Source organism: Gordonia rubripertincta (genome assembly GCF_038024875.1).
GTDB classification, from domain to species: domain Bacteria; phylum Actinomycetota; class Actinomycetes; order Mycobacteriales; family Mycobacteriaceae; genus Gordonia; species Gordonia rubripertincta.
Genome location: NZ_CP136136.1, coordinates 255,132 through 274,174 on the forward strand (window position 1 = coordinate 255,132; position 19,043 = coordinate 274,174).

Here is a 19,043-nt window from a genome sequence, read left to right on the forward strand (position 1 = left end):
ACACCCCGACGACTTGCCTCAGCGGGTCACGTCTCCGACCGGTTGCAGGTCGGACAACAGCCAATTCCCGTCGACCTTACGCATAAGTGCCCACCTCGCGGTAGGGGTCGTCTCCCCGCCCCCATCGGCAGGTTCCCTAAAGCCTATAGGTTTTACGCCGTCTGTGACAGCCACCGTCTGGTCGACGAACACGAGGACCCGCGCGCGGTCGGCGGAGCTGTCGGTCAGACCGGTCCCGACGACTCGTCCGGTCATCGACACCGAGGCGGCCCGTGCACCGGGCAGCACCACGTCGACACCGCGATTGCGGTATTCGAGTCGCAACGGATCGGTGAGCAATGTGTCCGTTCGGCGACGCTGGTCTGGAGGGTCGTCCGGCCCGAATGTCGTGAGTGCCGCGACCGCCCCGCCCGCCGCCGACAGAATCGCCGCGCGCTCGGCTTCCCCGGGCTCCGGGTCCGATCGCAGCACCCCGACCCAGGCGACCAGCGCGACGACGAGCGCAGTCACGGTGACGACGGCCAGGGCTGCGAGACGGCGGCGTTGCCGACGGGTGGGACGCGGTTCCAGGAGATCGCTCACGACTGGCTTGCCCCCGCGATCTTCCACCCGTCCCCGACGCGTTCCATGGTGATCAGCGCGGTGATCCGTTCGGCGGTCGTGTCGACGGCCGCGGCCTGCCCGTCCGTTCCATCGGAACCGAGCAGCAGCGGATTGGTGGCGTCCGCGACGACGAGTACATCCACGGCGGTGCCGACCTCGTCCGACGCCGGATCGGTCACCAGCCCGGCCGAGACCACTTGTCCGACGCTGCGTCCGGCCTGTGTGCGCACCTCGGCGAGCAATGCGTCGCGCGCGCTCTCGATGCGGTCACGCTGGGCGCCGGTGCTCACCGCGAGTACGCCGTCCACGAAGCCGGCCGGATCCGCCGGGTCTGCGGTCAGCATGGCCGTGACCGCGGCACGCGCCGACTCCAGAACCTCGGCCTGACGATCGATCTCGGCGCGCTGCCCACGGATCTGCCAGCCCAGAACCGCACCCACGATCGCGAGGATGGCGACGGCGACCGCCGTGGCGAGGAGGACCGTCCGAACAACGCGGGTCCGTCGCACGGCACGCTCCCGGAGTGCGGGTGCGGCCGCGATCCGGGCCGTGCGCGCGGTCCGCGTCGCCTCGTCGGCCCGGTCCCGGGCGAGCTGCACGCGCGCCGTGATCGCCGCGTCGGTCGTCCCCCGATCGGTTCTCGCAGCATCGGCTCTCCCAGCATCGGTCATCGTCATCACCCGATCACATCGGCCGCGGCGAGCAGCCACTCGTCGTCGGCTCGGATGAAACGGGCCAGCACCGATCGGCGGACAGTCGTCGCAGCAGCGTCGGGCCGGCTGGGGGCGTCCGGTCGTACGGTCACCGCCACCCGAAGGAGCGCCTGTCCCTCGGTGGCGTCTGCGTCGACCACGCTGACGGTCTCGGGCCGCCACACCACGGCAGCCGTCCCCTGCTCCGGCGGCCTGGTGAGCTGTGCACCGTAACTGTCGATGAAGTCGCGGGCGACAAGCGCACGGGCCCGCGACCGATCCTGTTGCCACCGTGCGGAATCCACCGAGAAGACGTCGGCGACGATCGTCCCCGCGCGTTCGCGGAGTTGTTCGCGGCTCTGCTGGAGCGCGTCTCCCGCCGCGTGTGCACGCCACGCGACTGCCACAGCGACGAGTGCTACGGCCAGCACCAGCGCGGCCACCAGCAGTCGGAGGGCTCCCGCGCGCAGCGAGATGTATCCGGACTTGGTCATGGAAGGTATTGCACCGCCCCGAGTTTCAGGGAGCCGTCGTCCGGGGCCACGAGCACACGAAGCCGGAACCGGCGTGCCTGCCCTTCCCCTGTCTCGCCGGCGGTGTCGAACACCACGGTCGCCGCGACGAGAACCGTGGCACTGTCACCGTCCCGGGCGGAGACCCCGGTACCGTCCACCGAGGACTTCGAGACCGATCCGTTGGCCTGCACGAAAGCGCTGTAACTGTCGGCGGACTGGGCGAATTCGTCGTAGAAGGTACCGGTGGCACCGGCGAGGATCTTGCGCGCGCGACTCGGATCACGATGGTCCGGTGCGATCAGCACGGCGACGCGGTCGGCCGCCGCGCGCTCGAAGTCGTCGTCGGTAGGGACATTCCGCGCGCCGGACCACGCCACGACCGCGACTCCGGCGAGGACCACGGCGACGACCGCCACCAGCGTCGCCAGAATCCATCGGCTCCGCGGCACCCGCCGTCGCAGGTCGGCGTCGACCTCGCGCGCGTGCAACTCTTCGAGTGCCTCGCGCAGATCACGCCGGGCGCTGCGCTCGGCGGCGATCTCCGCGGCGCCCGACCGCGCCTCTTCCATCACCGACACGCCCTCCTCTACGACAGGCGCGTGGTCGGCTTGTCCTCGATCTTCTCCCCGCGGATGCGACTCGCATAGGCGGCGCGCGCCTCCTGGTCCGGTCGTAGGAAGATCGAATCCAGTTTGGTGAGCTTGCGGGTGAACCGCTTCATCGCCTGCGGGAACAGCGGACTGGAGTCGGCCCAGCGCATCGACCGCGGGGCGTACACGCGGGTCACCGGGCGGGCGATGGTCTCGACCACGATCGCCGCGACCTCCTCGGGCGCGACGGTCTGGATGAACTTATTGGTCTGCAGACCGGAGATCAGGGCGGTGCGGGTGAAGGTCGGGAGAACAGCGCTGACGGTGACGCCCTCCGGCTCCAGCTCCGCGCCGAGGGCCTCGGAGAACTCGATCACCGCGGCCTTCGCGCCGTTGTAGATGGTCAGACCCGGGGTCGGGATGCGGCCGGCCGTCGACGCGATGTTGACGATGTGGCCGGTACGACGCGGGGCCATCCGGCGGGCGGCTTCCTGGCAGCCGATGATGACGCCGAGGACGTCGATGTCGTAGGTGCGCCGGATGATCGTGTCGTCGTAGGAGAGGAACGGACCGACCGGCATGATGCCGGCGTTGTTCACGAGGACGTCGATCGGTCCGAGCCGGGATTCGACCTCGGAGAGGAACGCGTCGAAGGACTCCCGCTTGGTGACGTCGACCTCGATGCCCTCGATGCCGAGGTCGGCGGCGGCCTTGCCCACCGCCTCGCCGTCGACGTCACCGATGGCGACCTTCGCTCCCGCCTGGAACAGCTGCGTCGCGGTCTCGAATCCGATTCCGCGCGCACTACCGGTCACGACGACGACCTTGTCCTTCAGCGCCGTTCGGATGGCGTCGTGATCAGGCTTTCCGGACAGCTTGTCGCGCAGGCTCATCGGTTTCCCCCTCGGGTGGTTGTCGTTGAATCGAAAGCGGGTGACGGCGTCACGGGCCACCGAGAGTCAGGTGTCGATCACCAGATCATCGGGGCGAGGAATTTCGCGGCGAACGCACGCGCCTGCTGCGGATCCGTACGGGCCGGGTCCGACGGCGGGGTCTCCAGAAGCGAGATCACCAGGCGCACATGAATCTCGACGGCCTCGAGAAGATCTTCCACCGGCATCTGCGCACCCTCGTCGCGCAACGTGGCGGCGACCCGATCGGTGACCATGTCGATGAACAGCGACGTCATCTTCGCGGTGACGCTCTTGATCTCGGAGTCGGTGAGCACGATCCGGCTCAGCAACGGGTCGGATTTGACCAGCTCGGCGCCCACGGCGAAAGCCTCGACCAGGGCATCCTTGGGGCCCATCCCCTTGACCGATTCCTCGAGCCTCTTCATGCCCCGCTCGTAGGCGTCGTTGGCGACGGCGTAGAGGAGGGCCTCCTTGTTGGGGAAGCGTCGGTATAGCGTGCTGCGGCTGACGCCCGCACGGGCCGCGACCTCGTCGATGTTGGCACGTCGCACCCCGACCTCGGCGAACTCCGAACCTGCAGCGGCCAGGATCGCCGCCTCCTGGTCGGCCGGGCTGGCGGTGTTGCGCACCTTGCGGTTGGACGAGCGAGCGCCCTTTCCCCTTGCAGCGCTGTTCACGGTGTCCTTCACGAGATTGTCCGACACGCGATCACCGACGCCGGAGGGTCACGGGGAGCTTGTCCTTGGGCACGGGCAGCGCGCTGTAGTCCATGGGCAACACGTAGTCGGCCGGTACCGACCACTCGTACCCGCGGAGCAGGTGATGCATGATCGTCTTGATCTCCATCTGGCCAAAATACAGGCCGATACATTTGTGAACGCCACCACCAAATGGCATCCAGGCGAACCGGTGGGACTTGTCCTCGGCGCGTTCGGGACTGAACCTCTCCGGGTCGAACATGTCGGGGTTGGTGAAGAACTCGGGATCGCGATGGCTGGACAGGGACGACGTGGTGACGATGGTGCCCTCGGGAACGAAGAAGCCCTCGATGGAGGTGTCCTTCACGGCCATGCGGGGCTGCGCCGGGACCGGCGGGCACAGCCGCAGCGACTCCTTCATGACCAGGTCCAGGGCCGTCATGCCGGCGAGACCGTCATAACCGAGCTCCGGCCCGAGTTCGAGGGACTCGGCGCGGGCGCGGTCCTGCCATTCGGGATGCTTGGCCATGTTGTAGGCCATCTGGGTCATGGTGATGGTCGAGGTGTCGTGCGCGGCCATGAGCACGAAGATCATGTGGTTGACCACGTCGTCGTCGGAGAAGCTGTGTCCCTCATCGCTTTCCGCGTGGCACAGGACCGAGAAGAGATCCGGTGTCTCCCGCGCACGCTTGGCCGCGATGTTGGCGTAGAAGAACTCCTCGAGGACCTTGCGCGAACGCAGGCCCTTCCACCAGCGGCCACCGGGCACTGGTTGGCGCACGTAGGCAACACCTGCGCGGACGGTGTCGATGAACGCCTTGTTGATCCGGTCGGCCTCATCCCGGGGTAGGTTCAGCCCGAGGAAGACCTCGAGTGCGAGGTCGAGGGTGAGGGCTTTGAACTGCTCGAACAGCTTCACCGAACCGACCGGGAACTCCGCGACGCGCTCGGCGATCATCGGCTGCATCTCCTGCATGTACCCCTTGAGCGCAGTCGTGCTGAACGCCTGCTGCAGGATCTGCCGGTGATGACGGTGCTCGTCGAAGTCGAGGAGCATGACACCGCGATTGAAGAAGGGGCCGATGAAATAGCTCCACGCCGGACCGTTGGCGAAGGCCCGGTCCTTGTTCATCAAGAGTTCCTGGGCGGCGCGCGGGTTCCCGGTCATGACCATCTGCACGCCGAAGGCGTTCAGTCCGGAAACGCTGCCGTACTGCGCCCGGCGACGGTCGGCGAAGGCGAACGGGTCACGCCGCATCGACATGATCTCGAGGAAGCTGTTGCGGTCCGAGCACGGAATGGCCTGCAGGTCGCTCCCCGCCGGCGGGGTCGCCAGTACCGATGCCATGACCGTCTCCTTCCGGGGTAGAGTCCTACGGAAATGTGATCCACATCGCATACTAGACCATGTTGAGACAATTCAGGAAAAGCGTTCCTAACTCAGATCTCGGCGAGCAGCCGATGACACCGTCGTAACCGATCCCACCACCACTGCTTACGGTCCTCCGGCGCGGCGTGAGCGACGGGGTCGAGTTCGGCACCCGGCCCGAACCAGCGCGGTTCGACGACGCCCTCGCGCATCAGAAACGACGCTGCGACGTCGGCGGTGAACAGAGATCCGGTGCCGAGGCCGCAGGCGAGGTCGAGCCGAGGCAGTGCCGCGGCCGCGGCGACCCCGGCCGCGATACCGACCGCACTGTCGAGGGCGCTCGACACCACGACCTCGAGGCCGAGTGTGTCGGCCAGCTCGAGCGTGGCTCGCATCCCCCCCAGGGGCGCCACCTTCACGACCGCGACGTCGGCCGCGTCCGCCGCCACCACGCGTAATGGGTCGTCGGCCTTGCGGATGGATTCGTCGGCGGCGATCGGGACCTCGACGGCACGCCTCACCTGCGCGAGCTCCTCGACCGTGCGGCAGGGCTGTTCGGCGTACTCGATGTCTCCGATCGCACGCAAGGCGGTGATCGCCTCGTCCACCGACCAGCCGCCGTTCGCGTCGACCCGCACCCGCCCGATCACCTCACGCGTGGCCGCGACCCGCGCCACGTCGTCGTCGAGGGTTTGCCCCGGTTCGGCGACCTTCACCTTCGCCGTCCCCGCCCCCGGGTACCGCTTCAACAGGTCGGCCACCTCCTCGGCCGGGATCGCGGGCACCGTCGCGTTCACCGGCACGGTGTCGCGAACTGCGGGCGGCGGACCGAGGTACGCGGCCTCGATGCCGGCGCGCAGCCACGCGGATGCCTCCGCGTCGTCGTATTCGACGAAGGGACCGAACTCGCCCCAGCCCGCCGGGCCGGCGAAGACCATCGTCTCGCGGGAGGTCAGCCCCCGGAACCGGGTCCGCATGGGCAGGCGGACCACCACGGCAGTCGAGAGCAGTTCCTCGACGTCCGGGAGCTCCCACTCGCCTCTCATGCCGCTGGGCATCGCTTCCTCCTGAGTCGCTCGCGTCAGCTTTGAACGAGGGTTATGTGAATTCGATGGAACAACCTTTTCAGTTTGTTCCAAGTCCGCTACCCTCGCTCTCATGTCAGTCAACCAGGGATTCGATGCCGGTATCCGCGAGGCGGAACCGATGATCGTCGACGACACCCCGGACACCGCCGGCGAGATCGTGCGACCTCGGCTCGGAGCCGAGTCACTCGTGTGGAAGTTCTACGGGGACTCGCGGGGCATCCTCGGCTTCCAGCGCCTGGCCGGCACCGAGAACTGCATCGAGCAGCTCGGGCAGGCCGTCCTCGACCATTCGGTGATCTTCAGCGACTTCCTCGGCCGCGCCAAGCGCACCGGGCCGCCGGTGATGAAGACCGTGTACAGCACCGAACCCGAGAAATGGGGCCGGACGGTGCGCGACTTCCACCGCGACATCAAGGGCACCATCAGCGACGGCTCGCGCTACCACGCGCTCAATCCCGAACTGTTCTACTGGGCGCACGCGACCTTCGTCGACCAGGTCCTCTACATCACCGACACGTTCATCCGTCGCCTCAGTTATGCCGAGAAGGTCCAGATCTTCGAGGAGAGCAAGGTCTGGTACCAGCTCTACGGTGTGAGCGACCGCGGCCAGCCCCAGACGTACGAGGAGTTCGTCGCCTACTGGGAGGACATGCTCGACCGCTTCGTCCCCCACAAGACGATCGTCTACGCGACCGGTTACATCCGCCAGGGCCTGCCGCGGCCCAAGAAGATCCCGGCCCCGGTGTGGAAGGTCCTGTCTGCTCCGCTCAACGCGTTCATCCGCACGGTCATCGTGGGGACGCTCCCCCAGCAGATGCGGGACGTCTGCGACCTGGAGTGGGACGACAAGAAGGAGAAGAACTTCCAGCGCTTCGCCGCGTTCATGCGCGCGGTCAACCCGCTGGTGAACCGGCTCCCGCTCAAGTACCTCTACGTCCCCTGGGCCCACGAGGCGTGGCAGAAGGTCGGCATCGACCCCAGACCGTTGCACAACAGGCCTGCGGCCTAGCGACCCAGGAACTCCTCGACGTGCCGGATGAACTCCGCACGACGGTCGCGGTGCACACTGTGCCCGGCGTCGAGGGTGACGAATTGTGAGTCCGGCAGCGCGTCGCTGACCGTCCGCAGGTGGCGGGGCGGCAGGAAGCTGCGCTCCCCACCCGAGATGACCATCGTCGAGGCGGTGACCCGCGGCAGCTCCGACCACCACTCCGGCGCGCACACGTCGAACTCGGCGACGATCTCGTCGCCCATCCGGCCGTCGAAGCGGATGACCGGCCACGGGTTGCGTGCCAGCGCGACGAACCCGCGGATCTGCTCACCGAGTGTCGCCTTCATGGTGATGCCCTCGGACAGATCGGCCTCGTCGTGCGGCATCGGCGGGACCTCCTCGAGGACCATCCGACGCACGCGGGACGGTTCGTACATCGCCAGACGTAGCGCGGTGTGGGCGCCGAGCGAGTGACCGACCACGTCGGCCACGTGGATACCGAGGTTGTCGAGCACGTAGACCAGGTCGTCGCGGAAATCGTCGAGTCGGTACGGACCCTCCGGCCGGCCGCTGCGGCCGTGCCCGCGTAGATCGACACTGACCACACCGCGACCCTGCCGGCGCAACGACGCGGCGAGTGGCCGCCAGGTCGAATGATCCGACGCCATCCCGTGGACGAGGACCACCGGCACGCCACGGTCGGGTTCACCGGCCACCCGCACCGCGAGGTCGGGTTCGGCCTGTCGACTGAGCACACGCATGGAGACGAGCCTACGAAAAGCTGCAGAGCGGACCGCGTCACACTCGCGATCGTCGCGACCTGCCGTAACGACAGCAGCGCAATGACAAAAGCGCCCCAACCGCTTTCGCGGCTGGGGCGCCTTGTCGACTCCGAGAGTCAGTGCGTCAAAGCAAGAATCACTTGGTGATCTTGGTGACTCGACCCGCACCAACGGTGCGGCCACCCTCGCGGATGGCGAAGCGCAGGCCCTCGTCCATGGCGACCGGCTGGATGAGCTTGACGCTCATCTCGGTGTTGTCGCCCGGCATGACCATCTCGGTGCCCTCGGGGAGGGTCACGACGCCGGTCACGTCCGTGGTACGGAAGTAGAACTGCGGACGGTAGTTGTTGAAGAACGGGGTGTGACGGCCGCCCTCGTCCTTGGACAGGATGTATGCCTGGCCCTCGAACTCGGTGTGCGGGGTCGTGGTGCCCGGCTTCACGATGACCTGACCGCGCTCGACGTCCTCACGCTTGAGGCCGCGGAGCAGCAGACCGGCGTTGTCGCCTGCCTGTGCGGAATCGAGGAGCTTGTGGAACATCTCGATACCGGTGACGGTGGTCTTGGTGCTCTTCTCGCGGATGCCGACGATCTCGACTTCCTCGTTCACGTTGACCTCGCCGCGCTCCACACGACCGGTGACCACGGTGCCGCGGCCGGTGATGGTGAAGACGTCCTCGACGGGCATGAGGAACGGCTTCTCGGTCTCGCGAACCGGATCCGGGATCGACTCGTCGACGGCAGCCATGAGCTCCTCGACCGACTTGGCCCACTCGGGGTCGCCCTCGAGAGCCTTGAGAGCCGAGACCTTGACGACCGGAGCTTCCTCGTCGAAGTCCTGGGCGGCCAGCAGTTCGCGGACCTCCATCTCGACGAGCTCGATGATCTCGTCGTCGTCGACCATGTCGGCCTTATTCAGGGCGACGAGGATGTAGGGCACACCGACCTGGCGGGCCAGCAGCACGTGCTCGCGGGTCTGCGGCATCGGGCCGTCGGTGGCGGCAACCACGAGGATCGCGCCGTCCATCTGAGCCGCACCGGTGATCATGTTCTTGATGTAGTCGGCGTGACCCGGGGCGTCGACGTGAGCGTAGTGACGCTTCTCGGTCTCGTACTCAACATGCGAGATGTTGATCGTGATACCGCGCGCCTTCTCCTCAGGAGCCTTGTCGATCTGGTCGAACGCGAAGCTCTTGTTGAGCTCCGGGTACTTGTCGTGCAGCACCTTGGTGATCGCCGCGGTCAGGGTGGTCTTGCCGTGGTCGACGTGACCGATGGTGCCGATGTTCACGTGCGGCTTGGTCCGCTCGAACTTCGCCTTCGCCACTTGATTGTCCTCCTGGACTGTCGTTCTCTACTGGGCGGATCCCAGCAGGGGTTTTCATTTACGTTGTTGCGCCCGCTTGTCGGCCAGCGCGTGTCGCCAGGGCGACCGGGGAATTACTCTCCGGTGGCCTTCGCGATGATTTCCTTCGACACGTTCGCGGGAACTTCCGCGTAGGAGTCGAACACCATGGAGTAGTTTGCCCGGCCCTGGGTCTTCGACCGAAGGTCTCCGATGTAGCCGAACATCTCCGACAGCGGAACCTGTGCCTTCACGACACGGGCACCACTGCGCTCCTCCATGGCCTGGATCTGGCCACGGCGGGAGTTCAGGTCGCCGATGACGTCGCCCATGTAATCCTCGGGAGTCGTGACCTCGACGGCCATGATCGGCTCCAGGATGACGGGGCTGGCCATCTTCGCAGCTTCCTTGAGGGCCTGCGAGCCGGCGATCTTGAAGGCCATTTCCGACGAGTCGACGTCGTGGTACTGACCGTCGAGCAGGGTGACCTTCAGGTTGACCAGCGGGTAACCGGCGAGGACACCGTACTGCATGGCGTCCTGAGCACCGGCATCCACCGACGGGATGTACTCGCGCGGGACTCGACCACCGGTGACGGCGTTGTCGAACTCGTAGGTCGCACCGTCCTCGGCGTCCACGAGGGGCTCGAGCTTGATGATGACCTTCGCGAACTGGCCCGAACCACCGGTCTGCTTCTTGTGGGTGTACTCGTGCTTCTCGACCGTCTTGCGGATGGTCTCGCGGTACGCCACCTGCGGCTTGCCGACGTTGGCCTCGACCTTGAACTCGCGCTTCATGCGGTCGACCAGGATGTCGAGGTGGAGCTCGCCCATGCCGCCGATGACGGTCTGGCCGGTCTCCTCGTCGAGCTGGACCGAGAAGGTCGGGTCCTCTTCGGCGAGCTTCTGGATCGCGGTGCCGAGCTTCTCCTGGTCGGACTTGGTCTTCGGCTCGATCGAGACGTTGATGACCGGGTCCGGGAAGCTCATCGACTCGAGCACGATGGGAGCGCTCGCGTCACACAGGGTGTCGCCGGTGGTGGTGTCCTTGAGGCCGATCATCGCGTAGATGTGACCCGCGGTGGCGTCCTCGACCGGGTTTTCCTTGTTGGCATGCATCTGGAAGAGCTTGCCGATGCGCTCCTTCTTGCCCTTGGTGGCGTTGAGCACCTGGGTGCCGGCGTTGATCTTGCCGGAGTACACGCGCACGAAGGTGAGCTTGCCGAAGAAGGGGTGAGCGGCGATCTTGAACGCGAGAGCCGAGAACGGCTCGTCGGCGGACGGCTTGCGCGAGAGGATCTCCTCCTCGTCGCCCACGGCGTGGCCCTCGACCGACGGCACGTCCAGCGGGGACGGCAGGTAGTCGATGACCGCGTCCAGCATCGGCTGGACGCCCTTGTTCTTGAACGCGGAGCCGCACAGCACCGGGTAGAGCTCGCGGGAGACGGTCAGCTTGCGGATCGCAGCCTTGATCTCCTCGACGGTGAGCTCTTCGCCGCCGAAGTACTTCTCCATGAGGGCTTCGTCGGACTCGGCGACGGTCTCGAGGAGCTGCTCGCGGTACTCCGCAGCCTTCTCGACCAGGTCGGCCGGGATCTCCTCGATGGTCGGCTCGGCACCGGTCGGCACGACGCCGCGCCAGGTGATGGCCTTCTGCTCGATCAGGTCTACGACGCCGTCGAAGTTGTCCTCGGCACCGATCGGGAGCTGCAGGACCAGCGGCTTGGCGCCGAGACGATCCTTGATGGTCTGAACGGTGAAGTAGAAGTCCGCGCCCAGCTTGTCCATCTTGTTGACGAAGCAGATACGGGGAACTTCATACTTCTCGGCCTGACGCCACACCTGCTCGGACTGCGGCTCGACGCCTTCCTTGCCGTCGAAGACCGCAACTGCGCCGTCGAGGACGCGGAGGCTGCGCTCCACCTCGACGGTGAAGTCGACGTGTCCGGGGGTGTCGATGATGTTGATCTGGTTCTTATTCCAGAAACAGGTCACGGCCGCGGAGGTGATGGTGATACCACGCTCCTTCTCCTGCTCCATCCAGTCGGTGGTCGAGGCACCGTCGTGGGTTTCACCGATCTTGTAGTTCACACCGGTGTAGAAGAGGATTCGCTCGGTCGTGGTGGTCTTGCCGGCATCGATGTGGGCCATGATGCCGATGTTGCGAACCTTGTTCAGGTCGCTGAGCACTTCCTGTGCCACTTAATCGCCTCGCAATTTCGCTAGAGAGCTGTTGGGTCTGAGGTGAGTCCGGCCGCGGCGACCCGAAGGCCGCCGCGGCCGGCAGTGATCACCAGCGGTAGTGCGCGAACGCCCGGTTGGCCTCGGCCATCTTGTGGGTGTCCTCGCGGCGCTTCACCGAAGCACCGAGGCCGTTGGAGGCGTCGAGCAGCTCGTTGGCCAGACGCTCCACCATCGTCTTCTCGCGACGCTGACGGCTGAAGGTCACGAGCCAGCGGAGCGCGAGGGTGTTCGCGCGGTTCGGCTTGACCTCGATCGGCACCTGGTAGGTGGCGCCACCGACGCGGCGGCTCTTCACCTCGAGGGTGGGCTTGACGTTGTCGAGCGCGCGCTTGAGGGTGACGACCGGGTCGGTGCCGGTCTTCTCGCGGGCCTGCTCGAGGGCGCCGTAGACGATGCGCTCGGCGGTCGACTTCTTGCCGTCCAGCAGGATCTTGTTGACCAGCTGGGTGACCAGCGGCGAACCGTAGACCGGGTCGTTGATCAGGGGGCGCTTGGGGTGCGGGTCCTTTACGTGGCATGACTTATCAGTTCCCCTTCTTCGCGCCGTAGCGGCTACGGGCCTGCTTGCGGTCCTTGACACCCTGGGGTGTCGAGCGAGCCGCGGATGATCTTGTAGCGCACACCCGGGAGGTCCTTCACACGACCGCCGCGGACGAGCACCATCGAGTGCTCCTGCAGGTTGTGGCCTTCACCGGGGATGTACGCGGTGACCTCGACCGAGCTGGTCAGACGCACGCGGGCGACCTTACGAAGAGCCGAGTTCGGCTTCTTGGGGGTGGTGGTGTAGACGCGGGTGCACACACCACGACGCTGCGGGCTCCCCTTGAGGGCCGCAGTCTTGGTCTTTGCAGCCTTGTCGTGACGGCCCTTGCGGACCAGCTGGTTGATAGTTGGCACTAGGTGTTCAGTCCTCTTTGTTGTCAGTTGTGGTTGGTGCTCCGGGCAAGCCCGCGGATCGGCTCTACACCGACTCCGGCGCGCTTCCACAACTCGCCCCACCAGCGCATTCGCACTGGTCAGTACATTTTCGCTACCCCGGGGTCGGGCGTGTCATACACTCGACAGCGGATTCGCTTGTCAGTCCCTCCTGCCGCCCCGCCCCGACTTCTCTTCGAAATCAGGACCGACTCGAGAGCCGTTGGCCGGGCATGCGGACTGGCCCAGCATGGGCCGGGCACCGACGATCCACTCTACCGATCGGGTTTGCACAGGTCAAAAAACGGATCCTCCGCGCGACCTGCAGGTGAACAGGTCGTGTGCGCTGGGGTCCGGCGACGCTGAGACATGGCATTACCTTGTCCACTCTTACACCCCTGGACCCGGCGCGTCGAGACTTCCGCGAACCGCAGCCCGACCGGTACCCGCCGACCCTCCGACATGGGCCCGGACCAGCGCGATCGACGCCGCGAAGGGACTGCCCGGATCCATCGACCGTCAGGTCGGGGAAGGTCTGGCCGCCGAACGCCGGTCCACGATCGTCGCCCGGCGTTCGCGGTTGTGGTCGGCCCATTCGTGGTGAGCATCACCCGGCGCGGGCGGCGCGTCGAACACGGCGCCGACGCCGGCCGTCGCGGCGATCGCGAGACTGCGTCAGTCCGGGGTCTGGGGCAGCTTGACCTTCGCGCCACCGGGTTTCGCCGGGTTCGACGGCGGCGGAACCACCGGCCCGATGTTTCCGTCGGGGGCCTCGTCGAGGTCGACGATGACCGGGGCGTGGTCGCTGGGCTTGCTGCCCTTGCGAGCCTTCCGGTCGATCCAGGCCGCTTCGACGTGGCCGGCGGCGGACTCCCCCGCCAGGATCAGATCGATCCGCATGCCCAGGTCCTTGTGGAACATTCCGGCACGGTAGTCCCAATAGCTGAAGACCCGGTCGTCCGGCCAGCGGTCACGGACGACATCGCGCAGGCCCAGCGCCGCGAACTCGGCGAGTGCGGCACGCTCCGGCGGGGTGACGTGCGTGTGCCCGGCGAAGGCGTCGGGATCGAACAGGTCCGCGTCGGCGGGCGCGATGTTCATGTCACCGCAGAGCAGCGTCGTCGACGGGTCGGCGACCGCCTTCGCGAGGGCGGCCAGCCATTCGAGCTTGTACGCGTAGTGATCGGAGTCGGGGCTACGGCCGTTGGGGACGTAGAGCGAGTGGATGCGCAGACCGCCACACACCGCGGACACCGCGCGCGCCTCGAGCGTCTCCGGCGTCGGGTAACCGGGCATGCCGTCGAAACCGACGCGCACATCGTCGAGCCCGACCCTCGAGAGCAGTGCGACACCGTTCCACTGACCCTGCCCCGCGTGCGCGATCTCGTAGCCGCGTTCGGCGAGATCGGCACCGAGAACCTCATGGAAGGCGTCATCGGAGAGCTTGGTCTCCTGCAGGCAGACGACGTCCGGGTGCCGTTCGTCGAGCCATGGGAGGAGGCGCGGAATCCGCTGTTTCACCGAGTTCACGTTCCAGGTCGCGACGCGCATGGGCCCACGGTAGTACGACGCACCGACGCCGATCCGACACGGCATCCGGGCTTTCCTTCGCCGGTGATGTGTGTCACGTTGGTCTCATCGACACTCTCCCGGCCCGTCCCGATCGAACGCCGCACCGCCCGGTCATCGAGCACTCGTGGCGTCGGTCGGCGCTGTCGGGAGTGCGGCCGGAGGACAACATCCCCGCGCGTCTGGGCGACATCGGATCCGCCGACCCTCTGCTCGACGCGGCGCGTCCCGTCCTCGACGACGCGGCGGCCCGGCTCGCCGACACCGACGTGTCACTGTTGCTCGTCGATCACGAGTGCCGGATGGTGACGCGGGTGGCGTTCGGGACCGCCGTCGAACGTCGCCTCGACGCGATCGGCGCGGCGCCCGGCGTCCCGTTCGGCGAGGACATGGTCGGGACCACTGCCCTCGGGACACCCGCGGAGACGCGCGGCGGGGTGATCGTCAACAGCTCCGAGCACTATCTCGAACAGTTCCGGTCGATCAGCTGCTTCGGACAGCCGATCATCCATCCCGCGACCCGGCGCCTGGCCGGGATCATCTGTATGTCCGAGATCGCCGACCGCATCAACCCTCTCGCGGTCCCGGTCGTCAACGGCATCGTGGCCGACATCGCCGACCGTCTGCTCGACCGGTCCCGCGCACACCAGCGCCGCGTGCTCGACGCCTTCCAACGCGCCGCCCCGCGCCGGGACGTCGCGGTGGCCGCGATCGGCGACGATCTGCAGCTCACCAATGCCCTGGCCGCCGAACTGCTCTCCCCCACCGACATCGGTGCGCTCCGGGCGATCGCCACCGACCCGGCGCTGCGGGCGACGACGCTGCCGTTGACGCTCGTCTCGGGCGCGTCGGTCGAGATCGCCGTCGAACCCGTGGCCGGTACCCGGGGGGCCGCACTGTTCCGCTTTCGCCCCCTGATCACACCCACTCCGACCCGCCCGGCCCCGGTCCGGCCGTCGTCGACGACCGTCGCGGTGTCCGGTGAACCCGGCACCGGACGCACGACGCTGGCGCTCGAGTTGGCGGCAGAAGCCTCGGACACCGAGGCCGGCGACCTGGAGACAGGCGGCACCGAGGCGGTCGACACCGAGTTCAGGGCGGTCATCGTCGACGTCGCCGACGAGCTGATCAACGGCCGGCAGGTGGACATCACCACCGCCCTCGCGCGAGCCAGATCGTCGGGCGTCCCCCTGGTCATCGACGGTGTGGACCTGCTCGACGACCGGTCGATCGCGCTGCTCACCCGCGCCACGGTATCGACGCCGGCAGCGTCTCCCCTGATCCTCGTCAGCGGTCCTCGCGCGCAGGCGTCACCCGCGGTCGCCGCTCTGCTCGGCCGGTGTGCGAGACGCGTCGATCCCGCGCCGCTGCGCCACCGCACCTCGGAGCTCGCGGCCATCGCGAGCGGAGTCGTCGGTGACATCGATCCGGAACTCACCCTGTCCGGGCCGGCGACCGATGCCCTGCTCAGCCAGGACTGGCCGGGCAACTTCACCGAGCTGATCGCGGTTCTGCGGCAGGCCGCGGCAGCGTGCCGGGGTCGAATGGCACGGGTGGTCGAGGCGGCCGATCTCCCGTCTGGCTATCGGACGACGAGTCGGGCGGCCCATCTGTCGGGGCGGGAGCAGGCCGAGCGCGCCGCGATCGTCGACGCCCTCGACCGTGCCGGCGGCAACAAGGTCCACGCCGCGCGGGACCTCGGGATCAGTCGCACCACGTTGTACGCGCGGATGCGAGCCCTCGGGATCTAGGTTCGCGATGTGGCCGAGCCGGACATCAGTCGACGAGCGGGTCAGCGAGGGTCTGCCGGGCGAGCGCGGCGATGAGGTCGGTCTGGGTGACGATGCCGACCAGCAGATCCCCGTCGAGCACGGGGACAGCGTCACAGTCGCTGCCGGCGAGCATGGGGAGCACCGCGGTCACCGGGGCGTCGGGAGACGCGATCGGCAGGGTCGTGTCCATGACGTCGGCCGCGGTCAGGACGCTCCCGTCCCGGCGCAACAGCCGGCCGAACATGCGGTCCGAACCGCGTCGTGCCGAACCCCCGCGTAGCCGGGAGACGAGATGGATCTGGAAGACGACACCCAGGAACCGACCGCCGCGCGTCACCACGGGCAGCGAGGTGAACCGGTGGGTGTCGAACATCTGGGCCAGTTCGGTGAGGGTCGAGTCCGGCCCCACCGTCACGAGGTCCCGGGACATGACGTCACCGGCGACGAGCGGGTCGGCGCGGTGCCCGGCGACCTGCAGTTCGGCGGCCCCGATGAGTCGCGCGAGGTCGGCGACCCCGAGGTTGAGGGACTGGCTGTACCGGTCGAGGATGTCGGTCAACTCGGTTTCATCCAGACCGATCCGCGCGGTGGCCGACGACTCGTCGTCGAACCGGCGAGCCGGGTACCGGCGGCCGGTCACGCGTGCGTAGACCGCGGCGAGCGCGACCAGCGCGATCGTGCCGACGGCAACGGGCGCCAGGGCGAACCGGAATCCGAGAGCGTGGACCAGGTCCGGACTGAGTCCGGCGGTCATCGCGACCGCACCGCCGGGTGGATGCACCGCACGACACAGCACCATGGCCACCACCGCCACACCGACCGCGAGCGGGACCCGCAGCTGACCCGGCGAGACCAGCAGGGTCACCGCGACGCCCGCGAACGCCGACACGGTGTTGCCGATCACCGCCGACCACGGCTGGGCGAGCGGACTGTTGGGCGCGGCGAACAACAGCACGGCCGACGCACCGAACGGCGCGATCAGGAACAGGCCCGTCGTCAGGTCGGTACCGGACGTCGCGAGTACGAGTCCGACGAGCGCGAGGCCCAGGGCCGAGCCGACCCCGGCACGTGCCGCTTCACGCGGCGACACCGATGCCCCCGACGGGCCCCACGCCTGCAGCGCACCGCGGAGACGATCGGTCATGCGCGCTGCCATCGGGTCCCTCTCGGTGAACGGGCGGCCGTCGCCACCCCCGGACACGCTAGCGACGACGCATCGCGAACTTTTCCCGCCCTCCTGCTCACCGCAGCCGTTCAGGACAAAACGGACTGTTCAGTTTCTGGACACGGCGACCACTCCGATAGGTGGCAGAAATGAGTCAGGTCACAGCTATGACCCAGGTCACCCCTGACCGTCTCATCTCGACCGCTCGATCCGACCCCGACGTCGAGCGCTTCACCAGGAGGTATTCATGACCGCAGTCGCCACCGAACTGCTGCCGAAGGTCCGCGACTTCATCGGCTCTGACCGTCCGATGCTGATCGGCGGTGAGTGGGTGTCGTCGGCGTCAGGTCGCACCTTCGAGACCATCGACCCCGCCACCGGCCGTCCCCTCACCTCGGTTGCTCACGGCGACGCCACCGACATCGACCGCGCGGTCCGCGCCGCCCGCGAGGCCTTCGGCGCCGGCCCGTGGTCGCGGATGAAGCCGAACGAACGCGAACGGCTGCTCTGGCGCGTCGGCGATCTGCTCACCGAACGGGCCGCCGAGTTCGGTCAGCTCGAAGCACTCGACAACGGCAAGGCTGCGACCATCGCCGCCGCCGTCGACACCGCCTGGTCCGCCGACATCTTCCGCTACAACGCGGGCCTGGCCACCAAGATCACCGGTTCCACGGTCGACGTGTCGATGCCCTTCGTGCCGGGCGGCGAGTTCCACGCCTACACCCTTCGCGAGCCGGTCGGCGTGTGCGGGCTGATCGTCCCGTGGAACTTCCCGCTGCTGATGGCCGCCTTCAAGCTCGCGCCGGCGCTGGCCGCGGGCAACACCGTCATCCTCAAGCCCGCCGAGCAGACACCGCTCACCGCCCTGTTGCTCGGCGAGATCTTCGACGAGGCCGGGTTCCCGCCGGGTGTGGTCAACATCGTCACCGGTTACGGCGAGGCCGGAGCAGCCCTCGCCGCCCACGACGACGTCGACAAGATCGCCTTCACCGGTTCCACCGAGGTCGGCAAGAAGATCGTCGAGGCGGCCAAGGGCAACCTCAAGAAGGTGTCGCTCGAACTGGGCGGCAAGAGCCCCAACATCGTCTTCGCCGACGCCGATTTCGAGAAGGCGGTCGCCGGCTCGGTGGCCGCGTGGATGTTCAATCACGGCCAGTGCTGCGTGGCCGGCACCCGACTCTACGTCGAACGCCCCATCTTCGACGACTTCACCGCGGCGGTCGCCGAGGCGGCATCCCAGGCGAAGATCGGGCCGGGCCTCGATCCCGCCACCGAGCTCGGTCCGCTGGTGAGTCAGGAACAGTTCGACCGCGTTTCCGGTTATCTCGCGGCCGGAATCGCCGACGGAGCTCGTGCGCTGACCGGCGGAAAGCGTTGGGGCGACGAGGGATTCTTCATCGAGCCGACGGTGTTCGTCGACGTCGAACCGGACTTCTCCATCGTGCGGGAGGAGATCTTCGGACCGGTCGTCGCCGCGCTGCCCTTCGACGCCGACACCGGGGTCGCGGCCGCCGCGAACGACTCCATCTACGGACTCGCCGCGGGCATCTGGACCACCGACCTGTCGAAGGCCCATCGGACGGCCCGGCAGATCAAGGCCGGTTCGGTCTGGGTCAACCAATACAACGGCTTCGACACCGCGATGCCCTTCGGCGGCTACAAGCAGTCCGGCTGGGGCCGCGAACTCGGTTCCTCGGCGATCGACCTCTACACCCCAGACGAAGGCCGTGAACATCGCGCTCTGACCGGTTCCCACTCCACCCCAGAATTCCCCTAGTGCAAAGGAGCACGA

At 67.5% G+C, this 19,043-nt stretch carries 15 protein-coding genes and 3 pseudogenes; 3 read left to right on the forward strand and 15 right to left on the reverse strand.

Going from position 1 to position 19,043, the window contains the following annotated elements; genetic code table 11:
• Positions 1 to 18: 18 nt before the first annotated feature.
• The 8 genes from RVF83_RS01065 to RVF83_RS01100 form a co-directional block, all read right to left on the reverse strand.
• The gene (locus RVF83_RS01065) at positions 19 to 582 is read right to left on the reverse strand and encodes a hypothetical protein (protein WP_005199928.1); all 564 of its coding nucleotides are present in this window, start codon (positions 580 to 582) and stop codon (positions 19 to 21) included.
• A complete protein-coding gene (locus RVF83_RS01070; protein ID WP_005199929.1) occupies positions 579 to 1,280 on the reverse strand; it encodes a hypothetical protein in 702 nt (233 codons plus the stop codon). The genes RVF83_RS01065 and RVF83_RS01070 overlap by 4 nt, the downstream gene beginning before the upstream one ends.
• Positions 1,280 to 1,789, reverse strand: coding sequence for a hypothetical protein (locus RVF83_RS01075; RefSeq protein WP_005199930.1), 510 nt, complete (start codon positions 1,787 to 1,789; stop codon positions 1,280 to 1,282). Before RVF83_RS01075 ends, RVF83_RS01070 begins: the two co-directional genes overlap by 1 nt.
• A complete protein-coding gene (locus RVF83_RS01080) occupies positions 1,786 to 2,379 on the reverse strand; it encodes a hypothetical protein (RefSeq protein WP_039880938.1) in 594 nt (197 codons plus the stop codon). Before RVF83_RS01080 ends, RVF83_RS01075 begins: the two co-directional genes overlap by 4 nt.
• Before the next feature lie 17 nt (positions 2,380 to 2,396).
• Positions 2,397 to 3,293 (reverse strand): SDR family oxidoreductase, encoded by an 897-nt coding sequence (locus RVF83_RS01085; protein ID WP_005199932.1) that lies wholly within the window; start codon positions 3,291 to 3,293, stop codon positions 2,397 to 2,399.
• 77 nt (positions 3,294 to 3,370) lie between these two features.
• A complete protein-coding gene (locus RVF83_RS01090) occupies positions 3,371 to 4,018 on the reverse strand; it encodes a TetR/AcrR family transcriptional regulator (protein WP_005199933.1) in 648 nt (215 codons plus the stop codon).
• Between the two features lie 4 nt (positions 4,019 to 4,022).
• Entirely contained in the window at positions 4,023 to 5,360 is a 1,338-nt protein-coding gene (locus RVF83_RS01095; RefSeq protein ID WP_005199934.1) for a cytochrome P450, read from the reverse strand.
• A 92-nt stretch (positions 5,361 to 5,452) separates the two neighbouring features.
• Positions 5,453 to 6,439, reverse strand: a complete 987-nt coding sequence (locus RVF83_RS01100) for an o-succinylbenzoate synthase (protein WP_005199935.1) — start codon at positions 6,437 to 6,439, stop codon at positions 5,453 to 5,455.
• A gap of 100 nt (positions 6,440 to 6,539) precedes the next feature.
• On the opposite strand from RVF83_RS01100, the gene RVF83_RS01105 reads away from it, so the two are divergent.
• Complete coding sequence (locus tag RVF83_RS01105; protein ID WP_005199936.1) at positions 6,540 to 7,478, forward strand: oxygenase MpaB family protein; 939 nt, start codon at positions 6,540 to 6,542, stop codon at positions 7,476 to 7,478.
• Here RVF83_RS01105 and RVF83_RS01110 read toward each other — a convergent pair.
• The 6 genes and pseudogenes from RVF83_RS01110 to RVF83_RS01135 form a co-directional block, all read right to left on the reverse strand.
• On the reverse strand, positions 7,475 to 8,221 hold the full coding sequence (locus RVF83_RS01110; protein ID WP_005199937.1) for an alpha/beta fold hydrolase: 747 nt from the start codon (positions 8,219 to 8,221) through the stop codon (positions 7,475 to 7,477). The genes RVF83_RS01105 and RVF83_RS01110 overlap by 4 nt on opposite strands.
• 157 nt (positions 8,222 to 8,378) lie before the next feature.
• Entirely contained in the window at positions 8,379 to 9,569 is a 1,191-nt protein-coding gene (gene tuf / locus RVF83_RS01115) for an elongation factor Tu (protein ID WP_005199938.1), read from the reverse strand.
• A gap of 113 nt (positions 9,570 to 9,682) precedes the next feature.
• The gene (fusA, locus tag RVF83_RS01120) at positions 9,683 to 11,788 is read right to left on the reverse strand and encodes an elongation factor G (RefSeq protein ID WP_005199939.1); all 2,106 of its coding nucleotides are present in this window, start codon (positions 11,786 to 11,788) and stop codon (positions 9,683 to 9,685) included.
• Positions 11,789 to 11,876: 88 nt separating this feature from the next.
• Positions 11,877 to 12,348 (reverse strand): annotated as a pseudogene (gene rpsG, locus RVF83_RS01125) (30S ribosomal protein S7).
• A gap of 6 nt (positions 12,349 to 12,354) precedes the next feature.
• A pseudogene (gene rpsL, locus RVF83_RS01130) lies at positions 12,355 to 12,727 on the reverse strand (30S ribosomal protein S12).
• 693 nt (positions 12,728 to 13,420) lie between these two features.
• Positions 13,421 to 14,296 carry an exodeoxyribonuclease III gene (locus RVF83_RS01135; protein ID WP_039880941.1) on the reverse strand — a complete coding sequence of 292 codons (876 nt, stop codon included), beginning with the start codon at positions 14,294 to 14,296 and terminating at the stop codon, positions 13,421 to 13,423.
• 68 nt (positions 14,297 to 14,364) lie between these two features.
• Here RVF83_RS01135 and RVF83_RS01140 point away from each other — a divergent pair, with 68 nt between their 5' ends.
• Entirely contained in the window at positions 14,365 to 16,065 is a 1,701-nt protein-coding gene (locus tag RVF83_RS01140; RefSeq protein WP_039880931.1) for a sigma-54-dependent Fis family transcriptional regulator, read from the forward strand.
• A 25-nt stretch (positions 16,066 to 16,090) separates the two neighbouring features.
• On the opposite strand, the gene RVF83_RS01145 is transcribed toward RVF83_RS01140, so the two are convergent.
• Positions 16,091 to 17,242: an HPP family protein gene (locus tag RVF83_RS01145; protein WP_005199943.1), complete on the reverse strand. Its 1,152-nt coding sequence runs from the start codon at positions 17,240 to 17,242 to the stop codon at positions 16,091 to 16,093.
• Positions 17,243 to 17,498: 256 nt separating this feature from the next.
• Between RVF83_RS01145 and RVF83_RS01150 the strand changes: the two are divergent.
• Positions 17,499 to 18,996: pseudogene (locus tag RVF83_RS01150) on the forward strand (aldehyde dehydrogenase family protein).
• Positions 18,997 to 19,043 lie beyond the last annotated feature (47 nt).

Coding starts and splice junctions, on each gene's coding strand:
- RVF83_RS01145 (WP_005199943.1), bottom strand. CDS start 17,242: ATGGCAGCGCGCATGACCGATCGTCTCCGCGGTGCGCTGCAGGCGTGG.
- RVF83_RS01110 (WP_005199937.1), bottom strand. CDS start 8,221: ATGCGTGTGCTCAGTCGACAGGCCGAACCCGACCTCGCGGTGCGGGTG.
- RVF83_RS01095 (WP_005199934.1), bottom strand. CDS start 5,360: ATGGCATCGGTACTGGCGACCCCGCCGGCGGGGAGCGACCTGCAGGCC.
- RVF83_RS01100 (WP_005199935.1), bottom strand. CDS start 6,439: ATGCCCAGCGGCATGAGAGGCGAGTGGGAGCTCCCGGACGTCGAGGAA.
- RVF83_RS01075 (WP_005199930.1), bottom strand. CDS start 1,789: ATGACCAAGTCCGGATACATCTCGCTGCGCGCGGGAGCCCTCCGACTG.
- RVF83_RS01085 (WP_005199932.1), bottom strand. CDS start 3,293: ATGAGCCTGCGCGACAAGCTGTCCGGAAAGCCTGATCACGACGCCATC.
- RVF83_RS01105 (WP_005199936.1), top strand. CDS start 6,540: ATGTCAGTCAACCAGGGATTCGATGCCGGTATCCGCGAGGCGGAACCG.
- RVF83_RS01080 (WP_039880938.1), bottom strand. CDS start 2,379: ATGGAAGAGGCGCGGTCGGGCGCCGCGGAGATCGCCGCCGAGCGCAGC.
- RVF83_RS01135 (WP_039880941.1), bottom strand. CDS start 14,296: ATGCGCGTCGCGACCTGGAACGTGAACTCGGTGAAACAGCGGATTCCG.
- RVF83_RS01070 (WP_005199929.1), bottom strand. CDS start 1,280: ATGACGATGACCGATGCTGGGAGAGCCGATGCTGCGAGAACCGATCGG.